Genomic DNA, 15,584 nt, shown 5'->3' on the forward strand with positions numbered 1-15,584 from the left:
TGATGGCCCGTATTACGCTGCGACAACTGCTCGATCATGCGGCTGAGCATGGCTACGGCGTTCCTGCCTTCAACATCAACAACATGGAGCAGGGGCTTGCCGTGATGGAAGCCGCGGCAGCCTGCGAGGCGCCGGTTATTCTGCAGGCATCCCGTGGCGCGCGCTCCTACGCCAAGGATATCATGCTGGCACGGATGATCGACGCGCTGGTGGAATTGTACCCAGCCATTCCTGTCTGCCTGCATCAGGATCACGGCAATGACGAAGCCACCTGCATGACGGCGATCCGGCATGGATTCACGTCGGTGATGATGGACGGTTCGCTCGAAGCGGATGCGGCGACACCTGCATCCTACGAATACAATGTCGGGATCACCAAGCGGGTCGCATCCATTGCCCACTGGCTTGGGGTCTCGGTGGAAGGTGAACTCGGTGTGCTGGGATCGCTTGAGAGTGGCGAGGCTGAGGCCGAGGACGGGCACGGCGCAAGCGGTGTGCTGAGCCATGATCAACTGCTGACGGATCCGGACCAGGCAGTCGATTTTGTGCTTCGTACGAAAGTGGATGCACTCGCAATAGCCTGTGGCACATCGCATGGCGCCTACAAATTCACCCGTGCGCCCGATGGTGACATTCTGGCGATGGGCGTGATCGAAGAGATCCACCGCAAACTGCCGAACACGCACCTGGTCATGCATGGGTCCTCATCCGTTCCGCAACCCTTGCAGGACATCATCAACCGGTTTGGCGGCAAGATGCCGCAAACCTATGGCGTGCCCGTGGAGGAAATAGAGCGGGGCATTCGCCACGGCGTGCGCAAGGTGAACATCGATACGGATTGCCGGATGGCGATGAGTGGACAGTTCCGCAAGATAGCCGCCGAAAATCCGGCTGAGTTCGACCCGCGCAAGTTCCTGAAACCCGCCATGGATGCGATGCGCGATCTCTGCCGGGACCGCTTCGAGCGGTTCGGGACGGCAGGCCATGCGTTGAAAATCAAGGTCATCGGTCTCGATGACATGGCCAAACGCTATGCGGCTGGCAAGCTCGATCCACAAATCGCCGCAGCACAGGCTGCTTGAGTCCCGAATGAAACGGAAAGGACCTTATCATGTCAAACAAGTCGGAAACGGTCACAGGGAAGGACCGCTATAGGTCCGGTGTCATGGAATACAAGAAGATGGGCTATTGGGAGCCCGATTATGAACCGAAAGACACCGATATCATCGCGCTCTTCCGCATTACACCGCAGGATGGCGTTGACCCGATCGAGGCGGCTGCCGCCGTTGCCGGTGAATCGTCAACCGCAACCTGGACGGTGGTGTGGACAGATCGGCTGACAGCAACCGAAAAATATCGGGCCAAGGCCTATCGCGTTGATCCCGTGCCCAATGGCGAAGGTCAATATTTCGCTTACATCGCCTATGATCTGGATCTGTTCGAACCGGGCTCAATCTCCAATCTGACGGCATCGATCATCGGCAATGTCTTCGGATTCAAGCCGCTCAAGGCTTTGCGGCTGGAGGACATGCGCCTGCCGGTCGCCTATGTCAAAACCTTCCAGGGGCCGCCGACAGGTATTGTCGTTGAACGCGAACGCCTCGACAAGTTCGGCCGGCCGCTGCTTGGCGCGACCGTGAAGCCGAAGCTTGGATTGTCCGGCCGCAACTACGGGCGTGTTGTATATGAAGCGCTGAAAGGTGGTCTGGATTTCACCAAGGATGACGAGAACATCAACTCGCAACCCTTCATGCATTGGCGCGAACGGTTCCTTTACTGCATGGAGGCCGTCAACAAGGCCCAGGCTGCCACCGGCGAAATCAAGGGCAGTTACCTCAACGTCACGGCGGCGACGATGGAGGACATGTACGAACGCGCCGATTTTGCCAAAGAACTGGGCTCCAACATCGTCATGATCGATCTTGTGATCGGCTATACGGCAATCCAATCAATGGCCAAATGGGCGCGTCGCAATGACATGATCCTGCATCTGCATCGCGCCGGCCATTCCACCTATACACGGCAGAAGTCACACGGCGTCTCGTTCCGCGTGATCGCCAAGTGGATGCGTCTCGCCGGTGTGGATCACATTCACGCCGGAACGGTGGTCGGTAAACTTGAAGGTGATCCGGCAACCACGCGGGGCTACTACGATATTTGCCGCGAGGATTTCAACCCGATGCGGCTCGAAAACGGTGTGTTCTTCGATCAGCACTGGGCTTCTCTCAACAAGATGATGCCGGTTGCGTCTGGCGGTATCCACGCCGGTCAAATGCATCAGCTGCTGGATCTTCTCGGCGAGGATGTCGTTCTGCAATTCGGCGGCGGTACTATCGGCCACCCCCTCGGCATCGCGGCCGGAGCCACTGCCAACCGTGTTGCACTCGAATGCATGGTGCTCGCACGCAATGAAGGCCGGGATATCCTGCGCGAGGGACCGGACATCCTGCGGATGGCGGCCCGCAACTGTCAGCCTCTGCAGCAGGCGCTGGAAGTCTGGAGGGATGTTTCCTTCAACTACACCTCAACCGACTCGCCGGACTTCGTTCCGACGGCAACAGCAGCCGAATAGGAGAAACGACATGCGTATTACCCAAGGAGCATTCTCGTTCCTGCCTGACCTGACGGACGAGCAAATCGCCATGCAAGCACAGTATTGCATCGACAAAGGCTGGGCTGTCAGTCTCGAATTCACCGACGACCCGCACCCGCGCAATACCTATTGGGAGATGTGGGGGCATCCGATGTTCGACAATCCGGATGCCGCTGCATTGATCATGGAACTGAAGGAATGCCGCAAGGTCTATGGCGATGGCTATATTCGCTTCGTTGCGTTCGACAACTCGCATGGCTGGGAGTCGGTGAAGTTGTCCTTCCTCGTCAATCGTCCGCAGGAAGAGCCCGGCTTCCATCTCGCGCGTCAGGAAGGCGAAGGCCGTGTCGTCCGGTATACGACGAGATCCTACGCAACGGACAAGCCGGCAGGGCAACGTTATGGCTGACATCGGGATAGATGAGCTCGCGCGTGCCAGCGAGGACATTCCAGCCGCGATTGATCTGCGCGCCGAATATGTTGAATCCGGTGTGAAAGACGTGCTCGACGAACTCGACCGCGATTTGATCGGCCTGAAGCCGGTTAAACTGCGGATCAAGGAGACCGCCGCCCTGCTGCTGGTGGAACGGGCGCGTCGGCGGATGGGTCTTGCCCATGAGACGCCGACGCTGCACATGAGTTTCAGTGGTAATCCGGGCACCGGCAAGACCACGGTGGCGCTGCGTATGGCCGATCTCCTGCACCGGCTTGGCTACATCCGCAAAGGTCATCTCGTTTCGGTAACGCGCGACGATCTGGTCGGGCAGTATATCGGCCACACCGCGCCGAAGACCAAGGAGATATTGAAGAAAGCTTTGGGCGGCGTGCTGTTCATCGATGAAGCCTATTATCTGCACCGGCAGGAGAACGAGCGCGATTATGGTCAGGAAGCCATTGAGATTTTGCTTCAGGTAATGGAAAATCAGCGCGAAGATCTGGTGGTTATACTGGCCGGCTATACGGATCGCATGGACAAGTTCTTCGAAAGCAATCCGGGTTTTCGCTCGCGTATCGCTCATCATATCGATTTTCCGGATTACAGCTCCGACGAATTGCTTCGCATTGCGGAAACGATGTTGTCGAAGCAGAATTATGGCTTCGACGCGGAAGGCCGTGCCATCATGGCGGACTATATTGAGCGCCGCCGGCAACAGCCGCATTTTGCCAATGCCCGTTCCATCCGCAACGCACTCGATCGGGCCCGTCTGCGGCAGGCCAATCGCCTGTTCGAGACATCCAAGGGGCCGCTGGATGCTGACGCCTTGTCGACAATCACAGCAGCCGATATCGGCAATAGCCGTGTCTTTTCAATGCCGCCTGTGGAGGGGCAAACGCCATGAACCGCAAGACGCTCATCGCGCCGTCCGTTCTGTCCGCGGATTTTTCCAGGCTGGGTGAAGAGGTGGAGGATATCATCGAGGCCGGAGCGGACTGGGTGCACCTTGATGTGATGGATGGGCATTTCGTTCCCAACATCACCTTCGGTCCTCAGGTCATAAAATCGATCCGCGGCCGGACCGCAGCGGTGTTCGATTGCCATCTCATGATCGCACCGGCAGACGCCTATCTCGCGGCCTTTGCCGATGCCGGGTGCGACTTCATCACCGTTCATGCGGAAGCAGGGCCGCATCTGGACCGCTCGCTGCAGACCATTCGCAATCTCGGCAGGAAAGCAGGCGTGTCCCTCAACCCGTCTACGCCTGAAACGGCAATAGAATATGTGCTGGATCGCCTCGACCTCGTATTGTTGATGACGGTCAATCCAGGATTCGGCGGACAGGCATTCATCCCGTCGGCTGTCGAAAAGACACGGCGTTTGAAAGCACTGATCGGCGATCGTCCGATTCATATCGAAATCGACGGTGGTGTCACGCCGGAGACGGCGCCTCTGGTGGCTGCTGCCGGCGCTGATGTTCTTGTTGCCGGATCAGCGATTTTCAAGGGAGGCAGCAAGGCTGCTTACGCCGCCAATATTGCCGCCATCCGCCGTGCTGCCGATGGCGCCAGGCACCAGAAGGCAGCTTGAGAGAAGGGAACAACGATGGCAGCAGTCCCACCCCTTTGTGATTTCGGCTGGCAAGCTGTCGATGCAAGCTTGATCGGGACCGACGGCCAACGGCACTCCCTCCTGGCTCAAGCCGGACGGCAAGGACTTGTCATCGCGTTCATTTGCAACCACTGTCCCTATGTGAAGGCCGTCATCGGGCGTATCGTGCGTGACGCGCATGATCTCGCAGCACTGGATGTTGGCTTTGTTGCCGTCAATGCCAATGATGCAGCAGCTTACCCCGCCGATTCCTATGAAAACATGCAACGGTTCTCCCAAGAGAATGCATTTCCCTTTCCCTATTTGCACGATGCAGACCAAGCGGTTGCACACGCCTATGGTGCAGTCTGCACGCCGGATTTCTTCGGGTTCAATGCAAGGGGTGAATTGCAATACCGCGGACGGCTGGACGGCTCGCGCAAACAGGAAGCTATCGCGGACCTGCGGCGGGATTTGTTCGAGGCAATGCGCCAGATTGCGCGATCGGGCGCTGGACCACGCGAACAGATTGCCTCGGTGGGCTGCTCCATCAAATGGCGTGATTCGCCCTGACAGAGTGATGCCGCCGGCGATCCGGCCGGCGGCAATCTGTTACTTCGAGTATTGTTTGAGATAGGCCTCGAGGTTGGTAATTTCCGTCTCATCCTTCAGGCCGGGAAAGGCCATCTTGGTGCCTGGAACCTTGGCCTTCGGATCATGCAAATAGTCGCGCAAGCTGGCAATGTCCCACACGAGACCGCCCGCACCGGCTGCCTTCATCGCAGGAGAATAGCCGAATCCCGGATGTGTACCGGCCGTTCTCCCAAACAGTCCGAACAGAGACGGCCCGACCTTGTTCTTGTCGGTGTCTGCCACGTGGCAGGCCATACATTTCTTGAAAACCGTTGCACCTGCTGTTGCATCACCCGCATCTTGAGCGCGGGCACTGGCAACTGACAGAACTACAACTGACATACCAATCAGTAGTACAGGGTATCGCATGGCATTTCCTCATTTTCGCCAAGGGTGCCCTAGACGAAGACTGGCACCAATTTCCATGCATTGGCACCACCATTTTAGCTTGATCTTTTTGTTGAAGAACGGCTGATCATAGCGTTCCAAAACGTTACCCGCGACATTGCATAAGTCAATCGCCGGGCTGCGGAAATAACGCCGCAGCATCACGATTGCGTTTTCCGCTGAACGCATGATTGACGGCAGCGGGCGGGAAACGTAATTTGGACGCAACGATATTTCTCATCGGGCACCTTGAGAAATCCGTCGAACGGCTTCTGATCCAGTCAATCCACCTTGTGTATTCGAGGTATTGGGGGGGAGGGGTAGCGGATTGAAGGTGCTGAATGGACGTTATCGATCTTATCCTGACAGTCTGTCTTATATCCAACCCGTCAAATTGCCGGGAGGAACGCCTGCATTTTGAGAACAAGGGTAACCTTCTCAATTGCATGTTCCTTGCTCCGGCCGAAATTGCAAAGTGGGCCGGAGAACATCCGAAACTGCGTGTTGCGCGCTGGAAGTGCGCCTATCCAACCAACGAGTTGACTTTATGACCGGATAATCCGGCCGCGATCTGTCAGGGAGGTTTTGTGACGGGCAAATATCAATATCGATTTTTCATGGTGTTGCTTTTCACATTGTCGATTGTGTGCAGCGGCACGGCGAACGGTCTGGCATCGGAAACGGTTCGCGTCGGCGTTCTCAAATTCGGCACGGTGAATTGGGAACTCGACACGATCAAGCACAACAAGCTTGATGAGAAATATGGTGTGCATGTCGATGTCCGGTTCTTCGCCGGTGAGGAGGCGACCAATGTTGCGATGTTGGCCGGGGATGTTGATATAATCGTCAGCGATTGGCTTTGGGTGTCGCGTCAACGCGCCTCGGGCGAAGACCTGGCTTTCGTGCCCTATTCCAGTTCTGTCGGCGCACTCATGGTGCGAGATGGCTCGCCGATCAAAAGTCTCACGGATCTCAAAGGCAAGAAAATCGGCATTGCCGGCGGGCCTCTCGACAAGAGCTGGCTGCTCATTCAGGGGCTTGCCAAACGCCAGTCGCTCGATCTGGCGGCGCAAAACGACATTGTCTTTGGTGCTCCGCCATTGCTCGCTGAGAAAGCGCAACAGAATGAGCTCGATGCCGTTCTGAACTTCTGGAATTTTTGTGCGCGGCTGGAGGCCAATGGCTTTCGAAGGGTGATCAGTACGAGTGAAGCCGCCAAGGCGCTCGGCGCCACCGGCACCGCATCGGCTCTTGGCTATATATTCCATGACAAATGGGCAAATGCCCATCCCGCGGCCATTGCGGGATTCATCAAGGCCAGCCGAGACGCCAAGGCGCTTCTTGGCAGCTCCGATGCGGAATGGCAGCGGCTCGCGCCGGTGGTGAAGGCAGAAGGGCGCGAACTCGATATCTTGCGGGATCGTTATCGCGAAGGCATTCCTTCCCGATCCGTCGACGCCGAACAGGCCGACGCAGAAAAGCTCTATGCGCTTCTCGCGGAACTCGGTGGCCCGCGGCTGGTCGGTCCGGCGGTCACGCTGGCTCCCGGTACGTTCTGGAGGGCCCAATAGATGCCTGTGGTCTCCACCGAACGGCGAGGAGCAGGTGAGGTAGTACCGTTGCCGCGGTCACGGCGCTGGACCTCATCCGTCATGGTTTTTCTGTCCTTTGCGGCACTCGTGATCCTCTGGCATATCGGGGCCACGTTTTGGCCAAGCCGATCCTTTCCGGCACCGCTGCTCGTCCTGCAAAAATTCATAAGCGAGACCGCGAGCGGTGATTTACCCTATCATTTGGCAATCACGCTATGGCGCGTGGCGGCCTCGTTCTTCCTTGCCATGCTCATCGGATCCGTAATCGGCGTTTTCCTGGGCAGCCATCGGCGAGCAGACCAGTTCTTCAATCCCTGGCTCATTCTTTTCCTGAACATCCCGGCGCTCGTCATCATCGTCCTGGCCTATATCTGGTTTGGCTTGAACGAAGCCGCAGCGATTGGTGCGGTTGCGCTGAACAAAATCCCCAATGTGGTCGTGACAATGCGCGAAGGGACCCGGGCACTCGACGGGCGTTATGCGGAGATGGCGCGGGTGTACCAGTTCGGGGCAATCGACCGTTTGCGACATATCCTGTTACCGCAGCTGCAACCCTACATCGCTGCAACGTCGCGTTCCGGCGTTTCGCTGATCTGGAAGATTGTGCTTGTTGTCGAACTCATGGGCCGGTCGAATGGTATCGGCTTCCAGATCAACCTGTTTTTTCAACTCTTCGATGTTGCTGCAATTCTCGCCTACACTCTGGCGTTCGTTGCCGTGATGCTTTTCATCGAACTTGTATTGGTACAGCCCCTTGAACACACATCAACGCGTTGGCGTCGCCGCCCGGCTTAAGGTCGATATCCAGGAAAAATCGTTTCGCTCATCCAATGGCGAAGCGATCGATGTCCTGCGCGATCTGCGTTTCGAAGTGGAGCAGAACGAATTTGCCTGTATCCTTGGTCCTTCCGGGTGCGGCAAGACGACAACACTGCGCATATTGCTCGGGCTCGAAGGGAGCTATGGCGGCTCCGTTCAGTTGCCGGGGCTGGCCGAACCACGCGTCGGGGCAGTGTTTCAAGAACCGGTATTGTTGCCGTGGTGTTCAGTGGAGCAAAACGTGCGGCTTGCATTGCCGAAACGGGCAAGGGGCGCGAATCTCGATGCCCTGTTCCGTATCTTGGGTCTGACCGCAATGCGAACGTTCTATCCCGGTGAATTGTCTCTCGGCCTTGCGCGGCGCGTGGCAATCGCGCGGGCATTGGCAATCGAACCAGACATTCTGCTGCTCGATGAACCCTTTGTTTCACTGGATGAAGCAACGGCGGATCAGCTGCGTCACCTGCTCCTGTCGGTCTGGTCCGAACGTCCGACGACGGCGCTCATGGTGACCCACAATGTGCAGGAAGCGATCATGCTATCGGACCGGATCATCGTCTTCTCGGATCGTCCTGCCCACGTCGTCGGAACTTTCGACATCAGGGTGCCGCGACACAGCCGCAATGCACAGGCCATGGCGGATCTCTTGCGTTCGTTCCACGCAAAATTCTCGGACAGAGGCGTGGGTCCATGAGCGGCACGACCCGGCGCAGTGTCCTCAAAACAGGCCTGGTCTTTGCCTGTTGCGGCATGTCGCATGCGCGTCTGGCGCTGGCCCAGTCACGGCCAGGTGATCCGTTGCCAGTGAAACAGATTGCCGACGGGGTGTTTGCCTTTGCCGGCATCCCAGCGATGATGAACAATCAGAATGATGGCGAGATCTGCAATGTGAGTTTCATCATCGGTGACGAGGCGGTCGCTGTTATCGACAGTGGCGGCAGCGCGGTTGAAGGCAAGGCTTTGATCGGGGCCATTCGCGCCAGAACCGACAGGCCGATCCGCTATCTGATCAACACCCATATGCATCCGGATCACCTCTTCGGCAACGCAGCGTTCGAGTCTACCGGCGCAATCATTGTCGGTCACCGCAATTTGCCGCGCGCTTTGGAAAGCCGTGGGGCTTATTATCTGCAGAGTTACAGGGATGCGATGGGCGATGATCTGATGGCGGACATCAGGATCGTTCCGCCAACCAAGCTCGTAACCGACGAGGAAGAGCTCGATCTTGGCAATCGCAAACTCACCTTGAAGGCATGGAAACCAGCGCATACGGACAATGATCTTTCCGTTTTTGACCACAAAACCGATACTTTTTTTACCGGCGATCTCTGCTTTATCGGCCATCTGCCAACGATGGATGGATCGCTGCTTGGATGGATCGCGCAACTGGACATCCTCAACGGGATCAAGGCGAAATCTGCTGTCCCCGGGCATGGACCCATACCATCACCATGGCCGCAGGCACTGGAAGCGGAGCGTCGTTACTTCGATGTGCTTGCGAGCGATATGCGCAAAGCCATTGCCGATGGTGTGCCGATGTCGGATGCGGTCAAGTCAGCGGCGCAACGCGAACGCGCAAACTGGATGCTCTTTGACGAATACAATCAGCGCAATGCCACCGCGGCTTTCGCTGAACTCGAGTGGGAATGATTGGGCGGTGTTGGCATTTGCCAGACCGCTCGGATGGGTGGTATAGGTAATAACAGCCGGGCACCGCCAAATTATCCTTGGTGGAGGCAGAACACGATGTTTACGATAGTACAGCCGCGCAACCGGATGGTTGCCACTGCGCTTTTTGTGTTGGTTGGTGCGGTTATTTCATTTCCCGTATGGGCGCAAAATGCGGGGCCTCCCGAAAGCACGACCTGGAACGGTTTGAAGGGCGATGTCTTTGGACAGAATCCCATTGAACCGGCAAACGGCATTGTGAGCATCGATGCGCCGAAGCGCGCCGAAGATGCTGCCATTGTGCCGGTTGACCTGCATTTCAAAACCGATGCCGGGACTGGCCGCGTCAAGACGGTGACCTTGATCGTGGATGAAAATCCATCGCCGGTTGCCGCGGTGTTCAAGTTCGGTCCCGATGCCGGGGTGACCCATCTGGCAACGCGATTGCGCGTGAATGCCTATTCCTATGTAAGAGCCATCGCGGAAACCGAGGACGGCAAACTTCATATGACGGAGACCTTCGTCAAGGCATCGGGAGGATGCTCTGCGCCGGCCATGAAGAACGCCGACGAAGCACTCGCCAACCTGGGCAAAATGAAGCTGCGCGTGTTTTCGTCGAAAGCATCCGGTATGGAGCCAATGACCCGTGCAACGGAAATGCAGCTCATGATCCGCCATCCCAACAATTCCGGGCTGCAGATGGACCAGATAACCCGGTACTACATCCCCGCGCACTTCATTCAGGGGTTGACGGTGTCACAGGGCAATCGGCTGATCATGTCGATGGAAGGCGGAATTTCGATTTCGGAAGATCCGAACTTCCGCTTCGAATTTGATGCAAAGCCGGGAGAGGATATCAAGGTTGAAGCGGCCGACACCGAAGGCAAGCAATTCAAGGATGAATGGCCGCTTGAATCATCAAGTTTGTGATGAAGGGGACTGAGGATTCAGAAGCAGCGTATGTCGGCTTCGGCCTGCGCGCGTTTCAGTTCCGTGATGGAAGCTTTCGCCGGAGCGCTTTCGCGAAAGAGCGCGCCGTTTTCGCCGGGAACCATACCCATTGATTTGTATGTTTCAGCGGCAACATAGTGATCGTAGGAGATGACAGAGGCAATGACATCGATCGAACAGGAACAGCGTTGCAGCGAATCCCGGTTCTCTCCATTGGCCTTCATGCAGCCGTAAACGTACTCGGCAAGGGCTGGCGTGGGATAATCCGCGGCTGATTTTGCCGGCGAAGAATATGCAATTGCTGCGGTTGCTAACAGGCATAATTGCAGGGCTTTTGATATGGACATCGGGCCGTTGCCTTCGCGCTGGTGAGGTGCCGCTGTTTTCAAATGGATAGAAAATAATAATATTGATTGGCAAGAGTTGTCCAGTATTAAAGTATCAAATCATGATGATCCTATATAGCGTAGAATAAAATAGGAGAACACGATATATGCTGCGGTGCAAGATATATATATTGCAGCGCAGAAAATATAAATTGATAAACATGCTTGCCTAATGCAAATCTTTCTCCTATCGTCACCTTGTTTCCGGCTTCAAGGACGTTACCGTCAAGGGAGTGGTGACAGTCTTCGTAGGCCAAGCGGGGTGGGCAGTAACGGTGCCCTCTGCGCGCCTGGCTTAGGTCGTGACACGCTGCCGGAAATACTTCCCCATTTGCGTGAGCTAATGGAGCGGACCGCTGTGATAAACGGCTCCGCCCGATGGTTCATAAATGTGAACTTAGGGAGGACTCATAATGCGTGTACACAAGAATTTAATGCGAGCGTTGGCCACCTTTAGTCTGTCGTTTTCATTGGCGGGAGGAGCTTTAGCCAATGACGATCTGCAGGCCTTGATTTCCAATTCGAAGGACTGGGCGATCCAGACCGGCGATTATGCCAACACCCGATATTCAAAACTCAATAAGATCAACAAGGACAACGTCAAGAACCTTCAGGTCGCCTGGACGTTTTCGACAGGCGTGCTGCGCGGTCACGAAGGTGGCCCGCTCATCATAGGGGATGTCATGTATGTCCATGCGCCCTATCCGAATACAGTCTATGCGCTTGACCTGAACAATGACGGCAAGATCCTGTGGAAATATGAACCCAAACAGGACCCCAATGTTATTCCAATCATGTGCTGCGATACCGTTAATCGCGGCGTAGCTTATGGCGATGGCAAGATTTTCCTGTACCAGGCCGATACAACCCTCGTGGCTCTCGATGCAAAAACCGGCAAGCCCGAATGGTCTGTGAAGAATGGTGAAGCTGCCGATGGCAGTAAAGGCGAATCCGGTACATCTGCTCCGATGGTCGTCAAGGACAAAGTCATCGTCGGTATTTCCGGTGGTGAGTTCGGCGTTCGCGGTGCTTTGACTGCCTATAATATCAAAGATGGCAAGCAGGCGTGGCGGGCATGGTCAATTGGTCCGGACAAGGACACATTGATCGATCCGGAAAAGACGACCCAACTCGGTAAGCCGGTTGGCGCAGATTCCAGCACGAAGACGTGGGAAGGCGATCAGTGGAAGATCGGTGGTGGAACAACGTGGGGTTGGTATTCTTATGATCCCAAATTGAACCTTATCTATTATGGCACGGGTAACCCATCCACATGGAATCCCAGCCAGCGTCCCGGCGACAACAAGTGGTCCATGACAATCATGGCCCGCGATGCCGACACAGGTATGGCGAAATGGCTGTACCAGATGACCCCGCATGACGAGTGGGATTATGACGGCGTCAACGAGATGATCCTTGCGGATGATATCAAAATAGACGGCAAGGATCGCAATGTGCTGGTGCATTTTGATCGCAACGGCTTTGCCTACACTCTGGACCGTGCAACCGGCGAACTTCTGGTAGCCAAGAAATACGATCCGGCTGTGAACTGGGCAACAGAAGTCGTGATGGACAAGAACAGCAAGGACTATGGGCGTCCTGTCGTCGTCGACAAATATTCGACGGCAAAACAGGGTGAAGACGTCAACACGACGGGTATTTGCCCTGCTGCACTTGGTACCAAGGATCAGCAGCCCGCCAGCTATTCACCGAAGACGAAACTCTTCTATGTCCCGACAAACCATGTCTGCATGGATTACGAGCCCTACAAGGTCAGCTATACCGCCGGTCAACCTTACATCGGCGCAACGCTTTCCATGTATCCCGCTCCGAACAGCCATGGCGGCATGGGCAACTTCATTGCCTGGGATGCGGCAAAGGGTGAAATCGTCTGGTCCAAACCCGAGCAGTTCTCGGTCTGGTCCGGTGCGCTGGCAACCGATGGCGACGTGGTGTTCTACGGTACGCTTGAAGGTTATCTGAAGGCAGTCGATAAGAACGGCAAGGAACTGTACAAGTTCAAGACTCCTTCCGGCATTATCGGCAACGTCACCACCTACGAACACAAGGGCAAACAATATGTTGCCGTTCTGTCCGGTGTTGGTGGCTGGGCAGGCATTGGTCTTGCTGCCGGTCTGACAAAGGGTACGGATGGTCTGGGCGCGGTCGGCGGTTATGCCGGTCTCTCCGACTATACGGCTTTGGGCGGTCAGCTGACCGTTTTCGCCGTCCCCGAATAAACCGGGGCGAGCAGACACTTGAACAGGGCGCCCGGTTTCAATCAGGCCGGGCCCCTCGTGTCACCTGACCGATACCTGATGATCAATCATAACCGTTGAGCTGGCGCCAACAGGTGTTGCCCGACGCGCGAATGCGAGGTTACCGAATGCCGATTCGAACAATCCTTCTGGCCGTCACTGCCACTCTTGCTCTCCTGATAGGGCAAGGCAGCAGCCGTGCCGATGACAAGGCCGCAGCTGCGGTTGTTTCCGACGACAATGGCAAATACGCCGACAAGGACGGAAATCCGACATTCAAGATACAACCGGATGGAACTGTTGATTGGCATACCTATAGTGGTTACCGGCGGTTCAATTCGGAATGCAATGTCTGTCATGGAGCAGACGGTGCGGGGTCGTCCTTTGCGCCGGTTCTCGCCGATTCGCTCAAGACAATGTCCTACGCCGATTTCCTGTCGACAGTGGCGGGAGGCCGTAAGAATCTGTCGAACGGCAACGACAAGGTGATGCCGGCCTTCGGCGACAACAAGAATGTTTATTGCTACATGGACGATCTCTACGTCTATCTGCGCGCCCGTGCTGTCGGGGACCTTCCGCGAGGGCGTCCTGCAAAGCATGAAGACAAGTCGGCAGCCGCCAAACAGGCGGAAGATTCATGCATGGGTGGATGAGATGATGCAGCGCGCGAAATCCCGCCAATACCGAATCGCAGCCTTGATTGCAGCGATACTCGCTGTGCCGTCGGCTGCCTTGGCGCAGAGCGCCGGCCTGGGAGCTGCCGGTGAGCTTGTCGATCCGGATATACTGCGTGTGTGCGCAGACCCGTCGAATATGCCGTTTTCGGACCAAAGCGGCAAAGGATTTGAAAACAAGCTGGCGGAACTGGTCGCGGCTAAAACCGGACGAAAATCGGTGGCCTACACCTGGTATCCCATGGCGACCGGCTTCGTTCGCAATACACTGCGGTCCAACCATTGCGATATCATCATGGGATATGCCCAAGGCGATGATCTCGTACAGAATACCAACGCCTATTATCGCTCTACCTATGTCATGGTCTACAGGAAGGGAGCCGGTCTCGACGATGTGGTGTCGATCGAGGACAAGATGCTGGAAGGCAAGAAGATCGGTGTTGTCGCGGGAACACCGCCGGCTGCCAATCTTGCCAAGGCCGGTTACATGCGCAGCGTTGTTCCCTATCCGTTGATGGTGGACACGCGCCTCGCGCCGTCCATGGCTGACGTGATGATCAAGGACCTTATGAAGGGCACCATAGATGTGGCAGTCCTTTGGGGCCCAATGGCGGGTTATTATGCGCATGAGATCAATCCGGATCTGGCGGTTGTCTCGCTGGCAAAGGAAAAGTCCGGACATATGGCTTACCGGATCACCATGGGTGTGCGTCCGTCCGATCAGGAATGGAAGCGGACATTGAACAAGGTCATCAAGGAGAACCAGCCTGAGATCAATCGGATTCTGGGCGAATATCATGTGCCGCTGATAGACGAAAATGACAAGCCGATCACGCAATAGTCTGTTGGGCGACGCGGCGCCGATCTGCTTTGTCGCTGCGGTCCTTTTGATGAATACGGGTGTCAATCTGGCCGATGCGGAAGGAAATGCGCCTGAACCGAAGGGATACCGGACAGAGATGTATCGGGCTCCCGTTCCTGCGACGCTGAAGGGAGCGAAAGCGGTAACGACGGATGAGGCCATCGCTCTGTGGAAAGACAAGGAAACCGTTTTCATTGATGTGCTGCCGCACGATCCTAAACCGGCAAACCTTCCGGCGGGAACGATATGGCGAGACAAGGTGAGGGAGGATATTCCCGGGAGCATCTGGCTTGCAAACACAGGCTACGGAATTTTGAACAAGGAGACGGAAGCCTATTTCCGCAAGGGACTGGAATCGCGGCTCGGGCATGAGAAGAATCGAAGGGTGTTGTTCTATTGTATGGAGAATTGCTGGATGTCGTGGAATGCCGCCAAAAGAGCGGTCGAATGGGGATATCGTTCCGTCTTCTGGTACCCGCTCGGCACGGACGGCTGGATCGCGGCAGGGCAAGCCACACAAAAAAATGAACCCTACTAATTTAGATCCTGCGCCATGATGGCGTATGGTGGCGGAGAAAGATCACTGCGGTGATCTTTGGATAGAAGGAGGCTAGCATGAAGAAAATTTGGACAAAGCCGACCATGTGTCAGGTTGCTGCTGGTATGGAACTGACGCGTTACATGCCTGCTGAACTGAAGACGAAGAAGTAATCTCCAGTCTTCGCCCTGCGTGAG

At 56.0% G+C, this 15,584-nt stretch carries 19 protein-coding genes; 17 read left to right on the forward strand and 2 right to left on the reverse strand.

The genetic code is table 11. From position 1 onward, the window contains the following. Window positions 1-2 precede the first annotated feature (2 nt). Genes fba through ACZ5FP_RS19305 form a run of 6 tightly spaced genes read left to right on the forward strand, consistent with a single transcriptional unit; the run spans window position 3 to window position 5,192 of the window. Window positions 3-1,082, forward strand: a complete 1,080-nt coding sequence (fba, locus tag ACZ5FP_RS19280) for a class II fructose-bisphosphate aldolase (protein ID WP_464664016.1) — start codon at window positions 3-5, stop codon at window positions 1,080-1,082. Between the two features lie 29 nt (window positions 1,083-1,111). Further along, window positions 1,112-2,572 (forward strand): form I ribulose bisphosphate carboxylase large subunit, encoded by a 1,461-nt coding sequence (locus ACZ5FP_RS19285; protein WP_464663697.1) that lies wholly within the window; start codon window positions 1,112-1,114, stop codon window positions 2,570-2,572. 10 nt (window positions 2,573-2,582) lie between these two features. Further along, window positions 2,583-3,002 (forward strand): ribulose bisphosphate carboxylase small subunit, encoded by a 420-nt coding sequence (locus ACZ5FP_RS19290; RefSeq protein WP_464663698.1) that lies wholly within the window; start codon window positions 2,583-2,585, stop codon window positions 3,000-3,002. Continuing rightward, on the forward strand, window positions 2,995-3,933 hold the full coding sequence (gene cbbX / locus ACZ5FP_RS19295; RefSeq protein ID WP_464663700.1) for a CbbX protein: 939 nt from the start codon (window positions 2,995-2,997) through the stop codon (window positions 3,931-3,933). The genes ACZ5FP_RS19290 and cbbX overlap by 8 nt, the downstream gene beginning before the upstream one ends. After that, window positions 3,930-4,619, forward strand: a complete 690-nt coding sequence (gene rpe / locus ACZ5FP_RS19300; RefSeq protein ID WP_464663702.1) for a ribulose-phosphate 3-epimerase — start codon at window positions 3,930-3,932, stop codon at window positions 4,617-4,619. The genes cbbX and rpe overlap by 4 nt, the downstream gene beginning before the upstream one ends. 15 nt (window positions 4,620-4,634) lie before the next feature. Next, entirely contained in the window at window positions 4,635-5,192 is a 558-nt protein-coding gene (locus tag ACZ5FP_RS19305) for a thioredoxin family protein (RefSeq protein ID WP_464663704.1), read from the forward strand. A 39-nt stretch (window positions 5,193-5,231) separates the two neighbouring features. Here the strand turns inward: ACZ5FP_RS19305 and ACZ5FP_RS19310 are convergent, their stop codons facing one another. Further along, window positions 5,232-5,621: a c-type cytochrome gene (locus ACZ5FP_RS19310; protein WP_464663706.1), complete on the reverse strand. Its 390-nt coding sequence runs from the start codon at window positions 5,619-5,621 to the stop codon at window positions 5,232-5,234. A 359-nt stretch (window positions 5,622-5,980) separates the two neighbouring features. On the opposite strand from ACZ5FP_RS19310, the gene ACZ5FP_RS19315 reads away from it, so the two are divergent. The 6 genes from ACZ5FP_RS19315 to ACZ5FP_RS19340 all read left to right on the forward strand — a co-directional run bounded on the left by ACZ5FP_RS19315 (window position 5,981) and on the right by ACZ5FP_RS19340 (window position 10,648). Continuing rightward, the gene (locus ACZ5FP_RS19315) at window positions 5,981-6,190 is read left to right on the forward strand and encodes a hypothetical protein (protein ID WP_464663708.1); all 210 of its coding nucleotides are present in this window, start codon (window positions 5,981-5,983) and stop codon (window positions 6,188-6,190) included. Window positions 6,191-6,256: 66 nt separating this feature from the next. Beyond that, a complete protein-coding gene (locus ACZ5FP_RS19320; protein WP_464663709.1) occupies window positions 6,257-7,210 on the forward strand; it encodes an ABC transporter substrate-binding protein in 954 nt (317 codons plus the stop codon). 81 nt (window positions 7,211-7,291) lie between these two features. Continuing rightward, window positions 7,292-8,026 carry an ABC transporter permease gene (locus ACZ5FP_RS19325; protein ID WP_464664018.1) on the forward strand — a complete coding sequence of 245 codons (735 nt, stop codon included), beginning with the start codon at window positions 7,292-7,294 and terminating at the stop codon, window positions 8,024-8,026. After that, window positions 7,986-8,744 carry an ABC transporter ATP-binding protein gene (locus ACZ5FP_RS19330; protein WP_464663711.1) on the forward strand — a complete coding sequence of 253 codons (759 nt, stop codon included), beginning with the start codon at window positions 7,986-7,988 and terminating at the stop codon, window positions 8,742-8,744. Before ACZ5FP_RS19325 ends, ACZ5FP_RS19330 begins: the two co-directional genes overlap by 41 nt. Then, entirely contained in the window at window positions 8,741-9,700 is a 960-nt protein-coding gene (locus ACZ5FP_RS19335; RefSeq protein ID WP_464663712.1) for a quinoprotein relay system zinc metallohydrolase 2, read from the forward strand. The genes ACZ5FP_RS19330 and ACZ5FP_RS19335 overlap by 4 nt, the downstream gene beginning before the upstream one ends. A 96-nt stretch (window positions 9,701-9,796) precedes the next feature. Further along, entirely contained in the window at window positions 9,797-10,648 is an 852-nt protein-coding gene (locus ACZ5FP_RS19340) for a quinoprotein dehydrogenase-associated SoxYZ-like carrier (RefSeq protein ID WP_464663713.1), read from the forward strand. 17 nt (window positions 10,649-10,665) lie between these two features. Here the strand turns inward: ACZ5FP_RS19340 and ACZ5FP_RS19345 are convergent, their stop codons facing one another. After that, window positions 10,666-11,016, reverse strand: coding sequence for a hypothetical protein (locus tag ACZ5FP_RS19345; protein ID WP_464663715.1), 351 nt, complete (start codon window positions 11,014-11,016; stop codon window positions 10,666-10,668). 473 nt (window positions 11,017-11,489) lie between these two features. On the opposite strand from ACZ5FP_RS19345, the gene xoxF5 reads away from it, so the two are divergent. The 5 genes from xoxF5 (at window position 11,490) to ACZ5FP_RS19370 (ending at window position 15,560) form a co-directional block, all read left to right on the forward strand. Beyond that, complete coding sequence (gene xoxF5 / locus ACZ5FP_RS19350; protein ID WP_464664020.1) at window positions 11,490-13,295, forward strand: lanthanide-dependent methanol dehydrogenase XoxF5; 1,806 nt, start codon at window positions 11,490-11,492, stop codon at window positions 13,293-13,295. Between the two features lie 146 nt (window positions 13,296-13,441). Beyond that, window positions 13,442-13,966, forward strand: coding sequence for a c-type cytochrome, methanol metabolism-related (locus ACZ5FP_RS19355; protein ID WP_464663717.1), 525 nt, complete (start codon window positions 13,442-13,444; stop codon window positions 13,964-13,966). Between the two features lies 1 nt (window position 13,967). Next, window positions 13,968-14,828: a quinoprotein dehydrogenase-associated putative ABC transporter substrate-binding protein gene (locus tag ACZ5FP_RS19360; protein ID WP_464663719.1), complete on the forward strand. Its 861-nt coding sequence runs from the start codon at window positions 13,968-13,970 to the stop codon at window positions 14,826-14,828. 49 nt (window positions 14,829-14,877) lie between these two features. Then, window positions 14,878-15,387 carry a PQQ-dependent catabolism-associated CXXCW motif protein gene (locus ACZ5FP_RS19365; protein WP_464664021.1) on the forward strand — a complete coding sequence of 170 codons (510 nt, stop codon included), beginning with the start codon at window positions 14,878-14,880 and terminating at the stop codon, window positions 15,385-15,387. A 77-nt stretch (window positions 15,388-15,464) separates the two neighbouring features. Then, entirely contained in the window at window positions 15,465-15,560 is a 96-nt protein-coding gene (locus ACZ5FP_RS19370) for a pyrroloquinoline quinone precursor peptide PqqA (RefSeq protein WP_223614361.1), read from the forward strand. Window positions 15,561-15,584: the final 24 nt, after the last annotated feature.

This window comes from Phyllobacterium sp. T2-21 (assembly GCF_055378485.1).